This is a genomic window from Actinoplanes italicus (assembly GCF_003001815.1).
In the GTDB taxonomy this organism is placed as follows: domain Bacteria; phylum Actinomycetota; class Actinomycetes; order Mycobacteriales; family Micromonosporaceae; genus Actinoplanes; species Actinoplanes italicus.
In genome coordinates this window covers 184,830-199,142 of record NZ_PVMZ01000006.1, presented here as the reverse complement: position 1 = coordinate 199,142, position 14,313 = coordinate 184,830, and the positions used below count along the sequence as shown (strand labels likewise).

Sequence of the window (14,313 nt, the reverse complement as noted above, 5' to 3'; positions counted from 1 at the left end):
ACCGATTCAGGACGGATTTCCGGCGCGGCGCTCTCACCGTGCTGATCGTGTCGACGGTGGCGGCGGCTCTGGCCGGTCTGGCCGTCCGCGCCTACGCGGAGGAGCGGGCCGGGGAGAGGCCGGTGATCGCGCGGCTCGGCGACCGTCCGTCCGGCGTCAGCCCAGCAGTGCCCGCAGACGAAGACTGTCCTGCGTCGTCCAGCCCGGTGGTGGAGCGATAGCGGCCCATCCGTCGACCGTCTCGGACTTGTACGAGTGTCCGTGCCCGGTCGGCACCTTGTTGGAGAAGACCAGGTCACAGGTGATCTGCCAGAACGTGATGCCGGGGTACCAATGCATGTCCGGGGTGACGTCCTGCGCCCGCTTCCCGACCAGCCACTCCGGTTTCTTCCAGAGCAGGTCCCAGCTCCACCAGACCACCGGATCGGTGGCGTTCTGCAGGTAGACCACCTTGGGCCGGGGCCCGGTCAGGTCGCGGAGCTCGGCCGCGTCGTCGGCGAACTCGACCGCCAGGCCCGGATAGTCCGGGTCCCAGACCGGGCTGCCGGGCTCCCGGCCGGCCGTGAGCACCCGGTGGGTCGGGTTGGCGAACGTCGGCCCGAGCAGCAGCGCCCCGTCCGCCCCGTCGACCAGGCGCTCCGGCGTGCCGAAGGTCATCTCCATCCCGTACGTCCCCAGGCTCTCCCCGAACAGCAGCAGCCGGGGCCGGGTCGCGGCCGGCAGCCGGGACCAGCGCTCCCGGACCGCGCCGATCAGTGCGTCGGCCGCGTCCGCCACCTCGGAGCGGTCGCCCATGAAGGCGAAGAAGCTGGGCAGGTACGAGTACTGCATGGACACCAGCGCGGTGTCCCCGGCGTACATGTACTCAAGGGAGCGGGTCACCTTGTTGTCGACCCAGCCGGTGCCGGTCGGGGTGAAGACGGCCACCACCGAGCGGTCGAACGCCCCGGTCCGGTCCATCTCGCGGACCACCAGTTCGGCGCGTTTCTCCAGGGTGTCGGCCGAGGTGAGGCCGGCGTAGACCCGGATCGGCTCCACCGCGGGCCGTCCGGCGAACTCGGTGAGCTGCTCGCCCGTGGGCGCCCCGGCCACGAACGCCCGGCCCTGGCGCCCAAGGGTGTCCCACGGCACGAGCGACCGCGGGCCGCCCGAGCGCAGCGTCGACGCCGGGACGGTCACGCCGTTGCCGGTCCCGCTGTTCTCCACGGCGGCCAGCCGGTCGGCGGTGGCGAACAGGTTGGCGATCAGCAGGCCGTCGAAGGCGCCGTACGCCAGCACGGCCACCACCAGGGTGCCGGCGCAGTAGGCGGCCGTGACCGGGAAGACCCGCCGGAACAGCAGGGCGCAGCCGTATGTGGCGAGTCGCAGTAGCCGGGCGATCAGCAGCAGCGTCCCGAAGGTCAGCAGGCTGACGCCGACGGTACGGGCCACGTCGTACTCCGGGACGGGTGGCATTCCGAGGCGGATCCGCAGATCACGCTGCCATCGGGTGCCCAGCCAGAGGAAGATCGCCACCAGGACGGGAAGTGCCGCGGCCAGCAGCAGCCAGGCGATCCGGGTGGTCCCGGCCCCGAAGGGACCGCGCACACGGCGGACCAGCGCGCCGGCGGCGGCACCGGTCGCGTAGCCCATGGCGGCCGTGATACCGGCCACGACGCCCTGCAGGAACCAGGCCCGGGGCAGCAGTGACGGGGTGAAGGAGAGGCAGTAGAAGACGGCGGCGAGGCCGGCTCCGGCGAGGCTCAGGCGGGTCCGGACGATACGTCGCCGGGGTGGCGGGAGAACCGGCAGGACGACGGGGGAGTCGGAGAGGGGGCGGCGAGGGGAGGGGATCCGGGCGCGGAGCGCCGCAGGCCAGCTGGGCGGCGACGAGACCACCTGTCTGTGCATCCGGTGCTCCGTTCGTCGGACCGGTCCGCACCGGGCGTGAGGACATCTACCCGACGCGCTGCCTCCCCATTCTCATGGCTCGATGCCGTTGAGCGCCGCCCTATTTCTCTCCGGGTAATCCCTGGTTTCTTGCCCGGGGAAGCTTCACTCCGGCCCCCGCGTGGCCGATGACATGCGGTGAGGAGGAACGCGATGCGGCTGCGTAACTGGATCGCGGTGCTGGTCAGCGTGCTGTTGCTGGCCGGTGCCGGGGTCGCCGGCATTCTGGTGAACCGCTCGACCGTCAAGGCGGTGGAGGCCGTCCACGAGAAGGACACCACGGCGCTCGGTACCAACAACGGCACCCTGACCGGGCAGCTGCAGAAGAACTCCACCCTGGAGCTCGCGAAGCTGCTCGGCACCGCCGCCATGCGCCTGGGTGTCAACGACGCGAAGGACCGGATCACGCTGTCCGTTCTCGCGGCCAAGAGCACCACGTTCCAGTACGGCATGGCCACCGCGGCCGCGGATGGCAAGGTCCTCACCGCGAGCCGTTCCTCGGGCCTCCCGTCGGCGTCCGACACGGCCTGGGCGCCCTTGTGGAAGTCGCTCGAGACGCGGGCCTTCGGTTTCTCCGGCGTCATGCTCGCGGGTGAGGCGTACGTGACCGCGGTCGCCATCCCGATCAAGGTCGGTGGCGGACTGGTCGGTCACCTGATCGGGTTCAACCAGGTCGCCACGACCCCCCTGCACGGCTACATCCGTGAGCTGCGCAGCGACGTGCACAAGACGATGATCGTGGACACCGCCGGCCGGATCGGCGCGGCCAGCGACGACGCGCTTGTCGGCGGTGAGATCAACAAGGCGATCCGGCCCGGTCTCGGCCTGACCGGGAGCCGGTTCGTCGAGTACACCGAGAACGACGTGAAGATGATCGCGGTCGTCGTCGGGGTGCAGCCGAGCGGCTGGTCCTATGTGCGGACCCAGACGAAGGCCTACTTCGACGGTGCCGTCTACAGCCGCAGCCAGACGCTGAACCTGACGCTGCTCGTGATGCTGGTGATCGGTGTGGTGGGCATCACGGTGCTCGGCTACCGGACCCAGATCACCCGGCGCCGCGCCGACGAACGGTTCCAGGCTCTCTTCCAGCACGCCCCCGACCTGGTCTCGGTGCTCGACGTCGACGGCCGGATCATCTTCAGCAGCCCGAGCACCACCTCGGTGCTCGGCTTCAAGGCCGGCTCGCTCGCCGGGCACAGCGTCTTCGACGTGGTGCACCACGAGGACCAGCCGCAGATGCGCGAGCGTCTCGGCACCCTGCTCGCCGACCCGGACGGGGTGCTGCGCCTGCAGTGCCGGGTCCGGACGGCGGACGGCGAGTTCCGCTGGTTCGATTTCACCGCGTCCAACCAGATGCACAACCCGTCGCTGAACGGTGTGGTGATCAACGCCCGGGACATCTCGGAGAACCGGGCGTTCCAGGAGCGGCTCGAGCACGAGGCCCAGCATGACCCGTTGACCGGCCTGCCCAACCGGCGCCGGATGCAGGACAAGCTCAACTCGACGCTGCGCTCGGACGCGGTCGCGGTGCTCTTCGTCGACCTGAACGGCTTCAAGCCGGTCAACGACGCGCACGGCCACGAGGTCGGCGACGAACTGCTGCGCCAGGTGGCCGACCGGCTCAGCGCCTGTGTGCGGGCCGAGGACGTGCTCTCCCGGGTCGGTGGCGACGAGTTCGTCATCCTGATGCCCGGCGTGATGACGGCCGACGACGCGGTGGCCATGAGCGGCCGCGTACGGTACGTCCTCGAGCTGCCGTTCCGGATCGACGGGCACGAGATCGGGATCGGGGCGAGCGTCGGCGTGCACCTGGCCGCGGCCGCCACCGACCCGGACGAGGCCCTGCGCGCCGCCGACCACGCCATGTACGAGATCAAGCACACCACCCGGGTTCCCGCCGGGGTGACGATCAGGGTGGGCCGGCACCGTGCGGTGGACTAAACTTCGTGCACACTGGGTGCATTAAGTCCGACCGGAACGGTGGTGGCCGCGGTGTCAAAGGTGTTCTCCCGGCGGGATCTCGACTTCCTGCTCTACGAATGGCTCGACGCCGAGGCGCTGACCGCCCGCGAGCGGTTCGCCGAGCACTCCCGGGAGACGTTCGACGACTTCCTGGACGTCTCCCAGCAGATCGCCGAGCGTGACTTCGCCCCGCACAACCGTGCCGGCGACCTCAACGAGCCCACCTTCGACGGCGAGCGGGTCACTCTCATCCCGGAGGTGAGCCGGGCGCTGAAGGTCTTCGCCGAGTCCGGCCTGATCGCGGCCGGCTTCCCCGCCGAGCACGGCGGCCTGCAGCTGCCGCACGTGGTGCAGCGGGCCTGCTTCCTCTGGTTCCAGGCCGCCAACACCGGCACCTCGGCGTACGCGATGCTCACCTCCGGCAACGCCCACCTGCTGCTGACGCACGGCACCGACGAGCAGATCCGCCGCTACGTCCACCCGATGCTGGAGGGCCGGTTCACCGGCACCATGTGCCTGTCGGAGCCACAGGCCGGCTCCTCGCTCAGCGACGTGGCCACCAAGGCCGTCCGGCGCGAGGACGGCACCTACGTGCTCAACGGCGGCAAGATGTGGATCTCCGGCGGCGACCACGAGCTCAGCGAGAACATCATCCATCTGGTCCTCGCCCGGGTCGCCGGCGCGCCGGCCGGGGTCAAGGGCCTGTCGCTGTTCATCGTGCCGAAGAGGAACCTGGACACCGGCGAACGCAACGGCGTGGTGCTGGCCGGGCTCAACCACAAGATGGGCTACCGCGGCACCACCAACACGGTGCTCGCCTTCGAGGACGCGGCCGGCGAGCTGGTCGGCGAGGAGGGCCGCGGCCTCCAGTACATGTTCCACATGATGAACGAGGCCCGGATCGGCGTCGGCTCCGGCGCGGTGGCCCTCGGCTACACCGGCTACCTGCATGCTCTCGCGTACGCCCGGGAACGTCAGCAGGGCCGTCCGGTCACCGCCAAGGACCCGCTCGCCCCGCCCGTCCCGATCGTCGAGCACCCCGACGTCCGCCGCATGCTGCTCGCGTCGAAGACGTACGTCGAAGGCGGTCTTGCCCTGGTCCTCTATGCCGCGAAGCTGCTGGACGAGCCGTCGCCGGAGAACGACCTGCTCCTGGACACGCTGACCCCGATCGTGAAGGCCTGGCCGTCGCAGTGGTGCCGCCTCGCCGACGACCACGCCATCCAGGTGCACGGCGGCTACGGCTACACCCGCGAGTACCCGGTCGAGCAGTTCTACCGCGACAACCGCCTCAACTCGATCCACGAGGGCACCGACGGTATCCAGGCCCTCGACCTGCTCGGCCGCAAGGTCACCCAGCGGGGCGGCGCCGGCCTGGCCCTGCTCCTCGACCGGATCCGGGCCACCGCTCTCAAGAGTGACCTGGGAGCCCCCGTACTGGAGGCGTGCGACCGGCTCGCCGCGACCACCGCCCGCCTGTGGGCCGACCCCTCGACAGCGCTGATCAACGCCACGGCATATCTGGACGCCGCCGGCCACCTCGTGATCGCCTGGATGTGGCTGGAGCAACTGCTTGCCGCGGAGGGCAAGGAGGGCGACTTCTACGAGGGCAAACGCCTCGCGGCGCGGTACTTCGTCACCCACGAGCTGCCCCGGATCGGCCCGATGCTGGACCTGCTCGACTCGGGCGACACCCTGCTTCGGGACATGGACGACGCCTGGTTGGGCTAGGTTCGCAGGTATGGCCGGTAAAGCCACGATCATCGAAGTCGGCGACCACGAGGTCCGGGTCTCCAACCCGGATCGCGTCTACTTCCCGGAGCTCGGCGCCACGAAGCTCGACCTGGTCGAGTACTACCTGGCGGTGAGCGACGGGATCGTCCGCGCGCTGCGCGAACGACCCTGCATGCTGCACCGGTTCCCGGACGGCCTCGCGGGGGAGAAGGTGCACCAGAAACGGGTGCCGAACGGCGCTCCGCCCTGGCTGGAGACGGTCCGGGTGAAGTTCCCGCGCTACAACCGGCACGCCGACGAGCTGTGCGTCACCAAGCCGGCCGACGTGATCTGGGCGGTCCAGATGTCCACCGTGGAGTTCCACCCGTGGAACTCCCGGCGGGCCGACACCGAGCGGCCCGACGAGTGGCGCATCGACCTCGACCCGATGCCGGACTGCCCGTTCGACACGGTCCGCCGGGTCGCGCCGGTGGTCCGTGAGGTTCTCGACGAGCTCGGCGTCACCGGCTTCCCGAAGACCTCCGGCGGCAAGGGCCTGCACGTCTACGTGCGGATCGATCCACGCTGGGAGTTCTCCGACGTACGCCGGGCCGCGCTCGCCTTCGCCCGCGAGGTGGAGCGGCGTGCCCCCGACGACGTGACGACCACCTGGTGGCGCCGCGACCGCGATCCGAGCGCGCTGTTCATCGACTACAACCAGAACGCCCGCGACCACACCATCGCGAGCGCCTACTCGGTGCGGGGCGTGCCCACGGCCACCGTCTCCACTCCGGTCACCTGGGACGAGATCCAAGACCTCGACCCGAAGGACTTCACCATCCGTACGGTCCCCGCGCGCTTCGCCGAGCTCGGAGACCTGCACGCCGCCATCGACGATCATGCGTACTCGCTGGACACCCTGCTGGAGTGGGCCGACCGCGACGAGAAGGCCGGCCTGACCGTCCCCGACGAGAAATCCGCCGACTGACGGAACCGATCGCCTGCCGTCCGCGTGTATCGGGCATGGTGGTCTCGACAGTGATGATCGGCGCGGACGACTCGCTCGGAGAAGCCGACGGCTTCGAGGCGTTCTACCGGGCCAACGCCGACCGGGTGCACCGTGCCCTCGCCGTAACGCTGCGTCGCGACGACCTGGCCGCCGAGGCTGTGGCCGAGGCGATGGCGCGGGCCTACGCGCGCTGGGACACCGTCCGCCGGCTGGACAATCCGGCCGGCTGGGTCTTCCGGGTGGGTCTCAACTGGGCCACCTCGTGGTGGCGCAAGGTGCGGCGGGAACGCCCACCGGCCGACGAGTCGGCCCACCCGCATCTGCGGCCGCCGGACAACGCGGTCGTCGCCCGGGACGCGCTGGCCAAACTGCCCGCGGCGCAGCGAGCAGTGATCACCTGCCGGGTGCTTCTGGACTTCTCCACCGCCGAGACCGCGGCCGCCCTGCGGATAAGCGAGGGCACCGTCAAGAGCCGGCTGTCGCGCGGTCTGGCCACCCTCCGGCTCGAGCTGAACAGCGAGGACTGAGTCATGGAAAGGATTCCACAGGACATGGCCGAGGCGGTTCGGGTGGCGGCGGGAGCCGCACGGGGATATCCGGGCGACCTGGCCGACATCCATCGGCGGGCCCGGCGGTTCCGCAGGCGTCAGATGGTTCTGTCCGCGGCGGCAGTGGTGGCGGTGGTCGCCGGGGCCGGCGCGGGCGTGAGCCTCATGCGGCGGGCCGAACCGGCCCCGCCGCCGGCCGCCACCGGCGAACCCGTCGTCGCGGTCCCCTCGGTGGCGCCCAGCACCGGCCCGGCCTCGTCGCCCGCGGCCAAGGGCCCCGTCCAGCATCTCGTCCTCCGGGATGCGGACGGTACGTACGAGGCACCCAGCGGCAAGCGCTTCGAGATCGGCGGGGAGACCCGGCTGGCCGAGATCCTTCCGGACGGCACCCTGGTCACCCACGACGTGGTGGGCTCCCGGAACTGGGAACGCCTCGTGGTGCTGGCGGACGGCTCGCTCGTCGCGCTGGGCTCGCACGACACCCGGCCCGGGACGAAGCGCACCGACGGCCCGGACGTCACGGGGGTCGAGTACCGCCTCGTCGTGACCCGGCCGGACGGCAAGGTGCGGATCCAGCGTGACGTCCGCAGACAGGGGGAGCCCGTCGTGCTGGTGACCGCGACGGCGACCACCGCATACCTCTGGCGTCCGGCCGGTCTGGTCTCGCACAACCTGACGACCGGCAAGGAGAGGATCGTCGTCAGGAGTGCCGCGGTACAGGTCGGCGACGCCGATCAGATACGTTTCATCGACCTCTCCGGCAACCGGCTGGCGATCGCCCGGATGCGGGACGAGTGCGTGCCCCGTGTCTACGACGTCACCACCGGCCGGCTGGTGGCCGAGATCCCGCTGACCGCGTCGGGCTGCATCGCCCTGAGCGACATGCGGGTCTCCCCGGACGGCGCCACGCTGGCCGTCGTCTACGACCGGAACGGCGAGAAGGGCCTGGACAGCGCCGCGGACCAGATCCGGATCTCCGACGGGAAGGTGTTGAACGGCACGTTCATGCTGAACCAGGGGTTCGAGAAGATCCCCCCGGCGATCACGGCGGCGTGGGAGAACGACAAGACGCTGCGGCTCGCGGTCTATCCGGTCGGTGCTTCCGGGGTCAGCCTGATGAATCTTTTCAGCATGACGATCGACTAAGTCTTCTATTGACATCATCCGATGGCTATCGTCGGGCGATGGGACTTTTGTCCGCTCTTGATCGGGAGCACACCGTCGCTCCCGCCGGGTACAGCCGCTGGCTCATCCCGCCGGCTGCCCTGTCGGTGCACCTGTGCATCGGCCAGGCCTACGCGACCAGCGTCTACAAGAACTCGCTGGTCCAGCACTTCGACACCAGCCAGACGGCCATCGGGATCGTGTTCAGCATCGCCATCGTCATGCTCGGGCTGTCCGCCGCGGTCGGCGGCACCTGGGTGGAGCGCAGCGGACCGCGCAAGGCCATGTTCGTGTCCGCCTCGTTCTGGTCGTCCGGGTTCCTGGTCGGTGCTCTCGGCATCGCCACCGGTCAGCTCTGGCTGCTCTACCTGGGTTACGGCGTGCTCGGCGGCATCGGCCTGGGCATCGGTTACATCTCGCCGGTCTCCACACTGATCAAGTGGTTTCCCGACCGGCCGGGTCTGGCCACCGGGCTCGCGATCATGGGGTTCGGCGGTGGCGCGCTGATCGCCGGCCCGCTGTCGCGGCAGCTCATGTCGCTCTACGACGGCGACTACGACCCGGCGGTGGCCACCTCGGTGGCCGACGGGGACGCGCTGACCGGCCTGTTCGTGACCCTCGGCATCGGCTATTTCGTGATCATGATGTTCGGGGTGGTCAACATCCGGGTGCCCCGCGAGGGCTGGCGCCCGGACGGCTGGGACCCCGCGACGGTACGTGAGAAGCCGCTGGTCACCACGGCCGATGTGTCGGCCGCGAATGCCGTACGCACGAGGTCGTTCTGGTTGCTCTGGATCGTGTTGTTCTGCAACGTGACCGCCGGGATCGGCATCCTGGAGCAGGCCAGCCCGATGATCCAGGACTTCTTCCGCGGGCCGGACGGGATCTCCACGGTCACGGTGTCGGCGGCGGCGGGGTTCGTGGGTCTGCTGTCGCTGTTCAACATGGCCGGCCGGTTCGCCTGGTCGTCGACTTCGGACCTGATCGGGCGCAAGCCGATCTACATGGTCTACCTGGGCGTCGGCATGCTCCTGTACGCCCTGCTCGCGCTCGCCGGTCACCTGGCGACAGCGCTGTTCGTACTGCTGGCCGGGGTGATCCTGTCGTTCTACGGCGGTGGATTCGCCACCGTGCCCGCCTATCTGCGGGACCTGTTCGGGACCTATCAGGTGGGCGCGATCCACGGCCGGTTGCTGACCGCCTGGTCGGCCGCCGGGGTGGCCGGTCCGCTGATCATCAACGGGTTCCTGGACGCGCAGGGCAAGCCGGGCACGCTGACGGCGGACGCCTATCGCCCGGCACTGTTCACCATGGTCGGCGTGCTGGCCGTCGGGTTCGTCGCCAACCTGCTGATCCGTCCGGTGCCCGAACACCACCATGAACCGGCCGCCGCGAAGGAGGAGGTGCCGGGATGAGGACGAGGCTCGTGCTGTCCTGGGGGCTGGTGGCCCTGCTGCTGGGTTACGGAGTGGTCCAGACCCTGATCACCGCGGCGAAGCTGTTCGCCTAGCCCCTATCACCGCCGATCTTGTGGCGTTACGGCTGACATCTCGGCGCAAGTCAACAAGATCTGTGCCCGGGGCCGGCGGTGCTCTCCCGGATGATCAGTTTGTGCGGAGCGCGTACCTCGAGGCCCTCGGGAGGGGTCGCGCTCGTGATGCGCAGCAGCAACCTCTCCACCGCGGTGGTCGCGATCATCTCCTTGTCCGGGGAGATGGTGGTGATCGTGGGGTTCGAGAAGCGGCCGTCCTCGATGTCGTCGTAACCGATGACCGCGACGTCCTCGGGCACCCGCAGCCCGCGCGACACGATCGTGCGGATCGCGCCGAGCGCGACCAGGTCGGAGTAGCAGAACACGGCGTCCGGCGGCTCGGGCAGGTCGAGCAGGTGGGCCATGGCCCGGGCGCCGTCCGGCCGGTTGAACCGGGGCGTGCTGATGATCAGATCCTCGCGCGGGGTGAGCCCGCGGGCCGCGTGCGCCTCGCGGAAGCCCTGGGTGCGCCGCTGCGCCGCCTCGCCGGTGGCGTACGGCTGGTCGCCGATGGCGGCCACCCGCTGCCGGCCCAGGTCGAGCAGGTGCTCGGTGGCCTGGCGGGAGGCGGCGACGTCGTCGATGCCCACGTGGTCGAAGCTGCCGTCGCTGGACCGCTCGCCGAGTATGACGAGAGGCAGGTTCGGGTCGCGGTCGGCGAGTGCCTGCTGGTCGAGGCCGAGCGGGCTGAAGATGATGCCGTCGAAGAGCAGCCGGCGGGAGCCGTGTGCGATGAACGCTCGCTCGTGTTCGGGGTCGCCGTCGGTCTGGTCGATCAAAACGTTATAGCCGCTTTTCCGCGCTGCCCGGATCACGCTCTGCAACAACTCGGAGAAATACGGGGTGTCCAGGTACGGGACGACGACCGCGATCTGACCGGATCGGCCCTGTGCGAGGTTGCGGGCCAGCACGTTGGGCCGATAGCCGAGCTGTTCGACCGCGCGTTGAACACGCTCTCTCGTGTGTTCGGTGACGTTGGCGTAGCCGTTCACCACGTTGGAGACGGTTCGGCTGGAGACGCCGGCCAACTCCGCGACGTCACGCAGAGTGACTTCTCGACGCATTCTTGCCCCCTCTGGCCGCCCCAAGTTTCCGGCAGGTTACCCCTTGCCGACGTTCGGGGTGCCGTGCATGCTTTGCTTTGCAGCGCTGCAAAAGCGTAGCAACATCGCTCGACCAGCGGTGAAGACTGTTGGACGTGTGAGCTCTGGCCTAACGGCCGACCCCCGGCGTGCCAGCGCCGGAGGTCGGCTCTCCGAGCCCTTACCAGGCGCGGAAATGATCAACTGGATACGCATCTACTTGTCTGTGAGGACCCAGTGAACATCGGCAACTTTAGTGCACGGAGAGTCAGTCGGCGATCAGTTGTGGCGGCGGTCGCGGCGACGGCCCTCGCGCTGACCGGTTGCAGCAGCGGCGGTGACGACGACAAACCCGCCGAGAAGCCCACCGGCACGGTCACCGTCAAGGTGTGGGCCTGGTACCCGGAGTTCAAGGCCGTCGTCGACCAGTTCAACGCCACCCACACCGATGTCAAGATCGAGTGGACGAACGCGGGCACCGGCCAGGACCAGTACACCAAGCTGCAGACCGCGCTGAAGGCAGGCAAGGGCGCGCCCGACGTGGTGATGCTGGAGCTGCAGGAGATCCCCACCTTCGCGCTCACCAAGCATCTGGTCGACCTCGGCAAGTACGGTGCGAACGACGTCAAGGGCGACTACGCGGGCTGGGCCTGGAGCCAGGTCAGCTCCGGTGAGCAGGTCTACGCGATCCCGGTCGACGCCGGCCCCATGGCGATGATGTACCGCGACGACATCTTCAAGAAGTACAACCTGACCGTCCCGACCACGTGGGACGAGTACAAGGCGCAGGCCGAGAAGCTGAAGGCCGCCTCCGGTGGCAAGAGCTTCATGACCGACTTCGGCGCCAACGACGGCGGCTTCATGACCGGTCTGTTCTGGCAGGCCGGCGCCAAGCCGTACACCTACGACATCGCGAACCCGAGCAGCATCGGCGTGAACGTCAACAGCGCCGAGGCCAAGAAGGTCTTCGAATACTGGGAGGGCATGGTCAACAACGGCCTCGCCGACACCACCGCCTTCCACACCACGGACTTCTACAACGGTCTCGGCTCGGAGAAGTACGCCACCTATCTCGCGGCCGGCTGGGGCCCCGGTTACATCCAGGCCAACGCCGGCGGTGCGGCCGGCAAGTGGAAGGTCGCCCCGCTGCCGCAGTGGACCGCCGGCGCCAACGCGCAGGGTGACTGGGGTGGCTCGTCGTTCGCGGTGACCGACCAGGCCAAGTACCCGGACATCGCGGCCAAGGTCGCCATCGAGATCTTCGGCGCCAAGAACACCGAGGCCTGGAAGATCGGTATCGACAAGGCGTTCCTCTTCCCGACCGTCACCCCGGTGCTCGAGTCGGACGCCTTCACCGGCAAGACCTACGACTTCTTCGGTGGCCAGAAGGTCAACGAGGTCTTCGTGCCGGCCTACAGCGCGATCGGCGAGCTCGACTGGAGCCCGTTCAACAGCTACAACTTCAACCAGCTGACCACCAACCTGGGCCAGGCGATCGAGAAGAAGACGTCCTGGACGGCGTCGCTGGACGCCGCGCAGGAGAACATCAAGACCTACGCCACCCAGCAGGGCTTCAAGGTCCAGTAATGACCGAGGTACAGACTTCCCCCGCGGCCGCTCCGGCGGCCGCGGGGCCCTCGGAGAAGACCGGACGGCGCTCCCACCGGCGGGAGGCGGCCGCCGGCTGGCTCTTCGTGCTCCCGTTCGCGGTGCTGCTGGTCGCGTTCCTGCTGCTGCCGATGGCGTACGCGTTCAAGATCAGCCTCTACCGGTCGACCCTGATCGAGGGCGAGGTCTTCGCGTTCTTCGACAACTACAAGCAGGCGATCGACGACCCGCTGGTCCGTGAGGGCGTGGTCCGGGTCCTGATCTTCGGACTGATCCAGACACCGGTGATGATCGGTGTGGCCCTGCTCGCGGCGCTGCTGATCGACGCGGCCACCTCCCGGTTCTCCCGGTTCTTCCGGCTCGCGGCGTTCGTTCCTTACGCCGTCCCGGTGGTCATCGGCACGCTGATGTGGGGCTTCCTGTACAGCGACAGCCTCGGCCCGTTCTCCGGCCTGGGCATCGACTTCGTCTCCAGTGACACGGTGCTGGCGTCGCTGGGCAACATCACGACCTGGCAGTGGGCCGGTTACAACATGATCGTCCTGTACGCGGCACTGCAGGGCCTGCCCCGCGAGACATACGAGTCGGCGAAGATCGACGGCGCCGGCGAGGTGCAGATCGCTCTGCGGATCAAGACGCCGATGATCTCGTCGGCGCTCGTCCTGGCCACGCTCTTCACCATCATGGGCACCCTGCAGTTCTTCACCGAGCCGCTGATCCTGCAGCCGCTCAACCCGGGCGCGATCACCCAGCACTACACACCCAACGTGTACGCCTACAACCAGGCGTTCTCGTTCCAGCAGTACAACTACTCGGCGGCGATCTCGTTCCTGCTCGGCGCGGTGGTCTTCATCGGGTCGTACATCTTCCTGTTCGCCACCCGGAAGAGGAGCGCGCTGCAATGAGCTTCAAGAAAGGCAGCGTCGCCGCCCACGTCGTGATGGGCCTGCTGGCGATCTACTTCCTGCTCCCGTTCTGGTGGCTGCTGGTCGCCGCGACCAAGAACAACGACGGTCTGTTCCAGTCCTCGTCGCTGTGGTTCTCCGACTTCCAGCTGATCGACAACCTGAAGCTGCTGTTCGCGCAGAACGACGGGGTGTACCTCACCTGGCTGCGCAACTCGGCGTTCTACGCGGTCGTCAGCGGCGTCGGCGCCACGGTGATCTCGGCGCTCGCCGGGTACGCCTTCGCCAAGCTGCGCTTCCCGGGCCGCAACGCCCTGTTCGCGCTGCTGCTGGGTCTGATCATGGTGCCGGCCACGGCGCTCGTGCTGCCCACGTACCTGCTGATGTCACAGGCGAACATGGTCGACACGATCTGGGCCGTGATCCTGCCGTCGCTGCTCAACCCGTTCGGCGTCTACCTGCTGAGGGTGTACGTCCACGACTCGATCCCGGACGAGATGCTCGAGGCGGCCCGCATCGACGGCGCCGGCGAGTTCCGGGTGTTCCGCAGTGTGGCCCTGCCCGCGATGAGGCCGGCCCTGGTCACCGTCCTGCTGTTCAGCATGGTCGCGTCCTGGAACAACTTCTTCCTGCCGCTGGTGATGCTGAGCGACGACCAGCTCTACCCGCTGACCGTCGGCCTCCGGGCCTGGTACATGTCGGCGATCATGGGCAACGGCGGAGCGGCCACGTTCAACGTGATCGTGACCGGCGCGCTCGTGGCGATCGTGCCCCTGATCGCGGCCTTCCTGATGCTCCAGCGGTACTGGCGCGGCGGCCTGACCATCGGCTCCGTCAAGTAACCCGCGCATCTCCTCTTCTT

At 68.8% G+C, this 14,313-nt stretch carries 12 protein-coding genes; 10 read left to right on the top strand and 2 right to left on the bottom strand.

Annotated features, from left to right (window positions below; translation table 11 throughout):
- Positions 1-156: 156 nt before the first annotated feature.
- Positions 157-1,890, bottom strand: coding sequence for an alpha/beta hydrolase (locus CLV67_RS17085; protein WP_106319422.1), 1,734 nt, complete (start codon positions 1,888-1,890; stop codon positions 157-159).
- Between the two features lie 192 nt (positions 1,891-2,082).
- On the opposite strand from CLV67_RS17085, the gene CLV67_RS17080 reads away from it, so the two are divergent.
- Genes CLV67_RS17080 through CLV67_RS54760 form a run of 7 tightly spaced genes read left to right on the top strand, consistent with a single transcriptional unit; the run spans position 2,083 to position 9,835 of the window.
- Complete coding sequence (locus tag CLV67_RS17080) at positions 2,083-3,870, top strand: sensor domain-containing diguanylate cyclase (RefSeq protein ID WP_106319420.1); 1,788 nt, start codon at positions 2,083-2,085, stop codon at positions 3,868-3,870.
- A 51-nt stretch (positions 3,871-3,921) separates the two neighbouring features.
- A complete protein-coding gene (locus tag CLV67_RS17075; protein ID WP_106319855.1) occupies positions 3,922-5,622 on the top strand; it encodes an acyl-CoA dehydrogenase in 1,701 nt (566 codons plus the stop codon).
- 10 nt (positions 5,623-5,632) lie between these two features.
- A complete protein-coding gene (gene ligD / locus CLV67_RS17070; RefSeq protein ID WP_106319418.1) occupies positions 5,633-6,592 on the top strand; it encodes a non-homologous end-joining DNA ligase in 960 nt (319 codons plus the stop codon).
- Between the two features lie 35 nt (positions 6,593-6,627).
- Positions 6,628-7,140, top strand: a complete 513-nt coding sequence (locus CLV67_RS17065) for a sigma-70 family RNA polymerase sigma factor (protein WP_106319416.1) — start codon at positions 6,628-6,630, stop codon at positions 7,138-7,140.
- 3 nt (positions 7,141-7,143) lie between these two features.
- Positions 7,144-8,307: a WD40 repeat domain-containing protein gene (locus CLV67_RS17060; RefSeq protein WP_146169208.1), complete on the top strand. Its 1,164-nt coding sequence runs from the start codon at positions 7,144-7,146 to the stop codon at positions 8,305-8,307.
- Positions 8,308-8,345: 38 nt separating this feature from the next.
- Positions 8,346-9,740, top strand: a complete 1,395-nt coding sequence (locus tag CLV67_RS17055) for an OFA family MFS transporter (RefSeq protein WP_106319412.1) — start codon at positions 8,346-8,348, stop codon at positions 9,738-9,740.
- On the top strand, positions 9,737-9,835 hold the full coding sequence (locus CLV67_RS54760) for an MFS transporter small subunit (RefSeq protein ID WP_428839482.1): 99 nt from the start codon (positions 9,737-9,739) through the stop codon (positions 9,833-9,835). The genes CLV67_RS17055 and CLV67_RS54760 overlap by 4 nt, the downstream gene beginning before the upstream one ends.
- Before the next feature lie 50 nt (positions 9,836-9,885).
- Here CLV67_RS54760 and CLV67_RS17050 read toward each other — a convergent pair whose 3' ends face one another.
- The gene (locus CLV67_RS17050) at positions 9,886-10,920 is read right to left on the bottom strand and encodes a LacI family DNA-binding transcriptional regulator (protein ID WP_106319410.1); all 1,035 of its coding nucleotides are present in this window, start codon (positions 10,918-10,920) and stop codon (positions 9,886-9,888) included.
- Positions 10,921-11,223: 303 nt separating this feature from the next.
- Between CLV67_RS17050 and CLV67_RS17045 the strand changes: the two genes are divergently transcribed.
- Genes CLV67_RS17045 through CLV67_RS17035 form a run of 3 tightly spaced genes read left to right on the top strand, consistent with a single transcriptional unit; the run spans position 11,224 to position 14,293 of the window.
- Positions 11,224-12,525, top strand: coding sequence for an ABC transporter substrate-binding protein (locus CLV67_RS17045; RefSeq protein WP_170153902.1), 1,302 nt, complete (start codon positions 11,224-11,226; stop codon positions 12,523-12,525).
- Positions 12,525-13,451: a carbohydrate ABC transporter permease gene (locus CLV67_RS17040; protein WP_106319406.1), complete on the top strand. Its 927-nt coding sequence runs from the start codon at positions 12,525-12,527 to the stop codon at positions 13,449-13,451. The genes CLV67_RS17045 and CLV67_RS17040 overlap by 1 nt, the downstream gene beginning before the upstream one ends.
- The gene (locus CLV67_RS17035; RefSeq protein WP_106319404.1) at positions 13,448-14,293 is read left to right on the top strand and encodes a carbohydrate ABC transporter permease; all 846 of its coding nucleotides are present in this window, start codon (positions 13,448-13,450) and stop codon (positions 14,291-14,293) included. The genes CLV67_RS17040 and CLV67_RS17035 overlap by 4 nt, the downstream gene beginning before the upstream one ends.
- The last annotated feature ends 20 nt before the right edge of the window (positions 14,294-14,313 follow it).

Excerpts from the sequence above, each read along its gene's own strand:
- CLV67_RS17085 (WP_106319422.1), bottom strand. The coding sequence starts at position 1,890 with ATGCACAGACAGGTGGTCTCGTCGCCGCCCAGCTGGCCTGCGGCGCTC.
- CLV67_RS17080 (WP_106319420.1), top strand. The coding sequence starts at position 2,083 with ATGCGGCTGCGTAACTGGATCGCGGTGCTGGTCAGCGTGCTGTTGCTG.
- ligD (WP_106319418.1), top strand. The coding sequence starts at position 5,633 with ATGGCCGGTAAAGCCACGATCATCGAAGTCGGCGACCACGAGGTCCGG.
- CLV67_RS17065 (WP_106319416.1), top strand. The coding sequence starts at position 6,628 with ATGGTGGTCTCGACAGTGATGATCGGCGCGGACGACTCGCTCGGAGAA.
- CLV67_RS17060 (WP_146169208.1), top strand. The coding sequence starts at position 7,144 with ATGGAAAGGATTCCACAGGACATGGCCGAGGCGGTTCGGGTGGCGGCG.
- CLV67_RS17055 (WP_106319412.1), top strand. The coding sequence starts at position 8,346 with ATGGGACTTTTGTCCGCTCTTGATCGGGAGCACACCGTCGCTCCCGCC.
- CLV67_RS54760 (WP_428839482.1), top strand. The coding sequence starts at position 9,737 with ATGAGGACGAGGCTCGTGCTGTCCTGGGGGCTGGTGGCCCTGCTGCTG.
- CLV67_RS17050 (WP_106319410.1), bottom strand. The coding sequence starts at position 10,920 with ATGCGTCGAGAAGTCACTCTGCGTGACGTCGCGGAGTTGGCCGGCGTC.
- CLV67_RS17040 (WP_106319406.1), top strand. The coding sequence starts at position 12,525 with ATGACCGAGGTACAGACTTCCCCCGCGGCCGCTCCGGCGGCCGCGGGG.
- CLV67_RS17035 (WP_106319404.1), top strand. The coding sequence starts at position 13,448 with ATGAGCTTCAAGAAAGGCAGCGTCGCCGCCCACGTCGTGATGGGCCTG.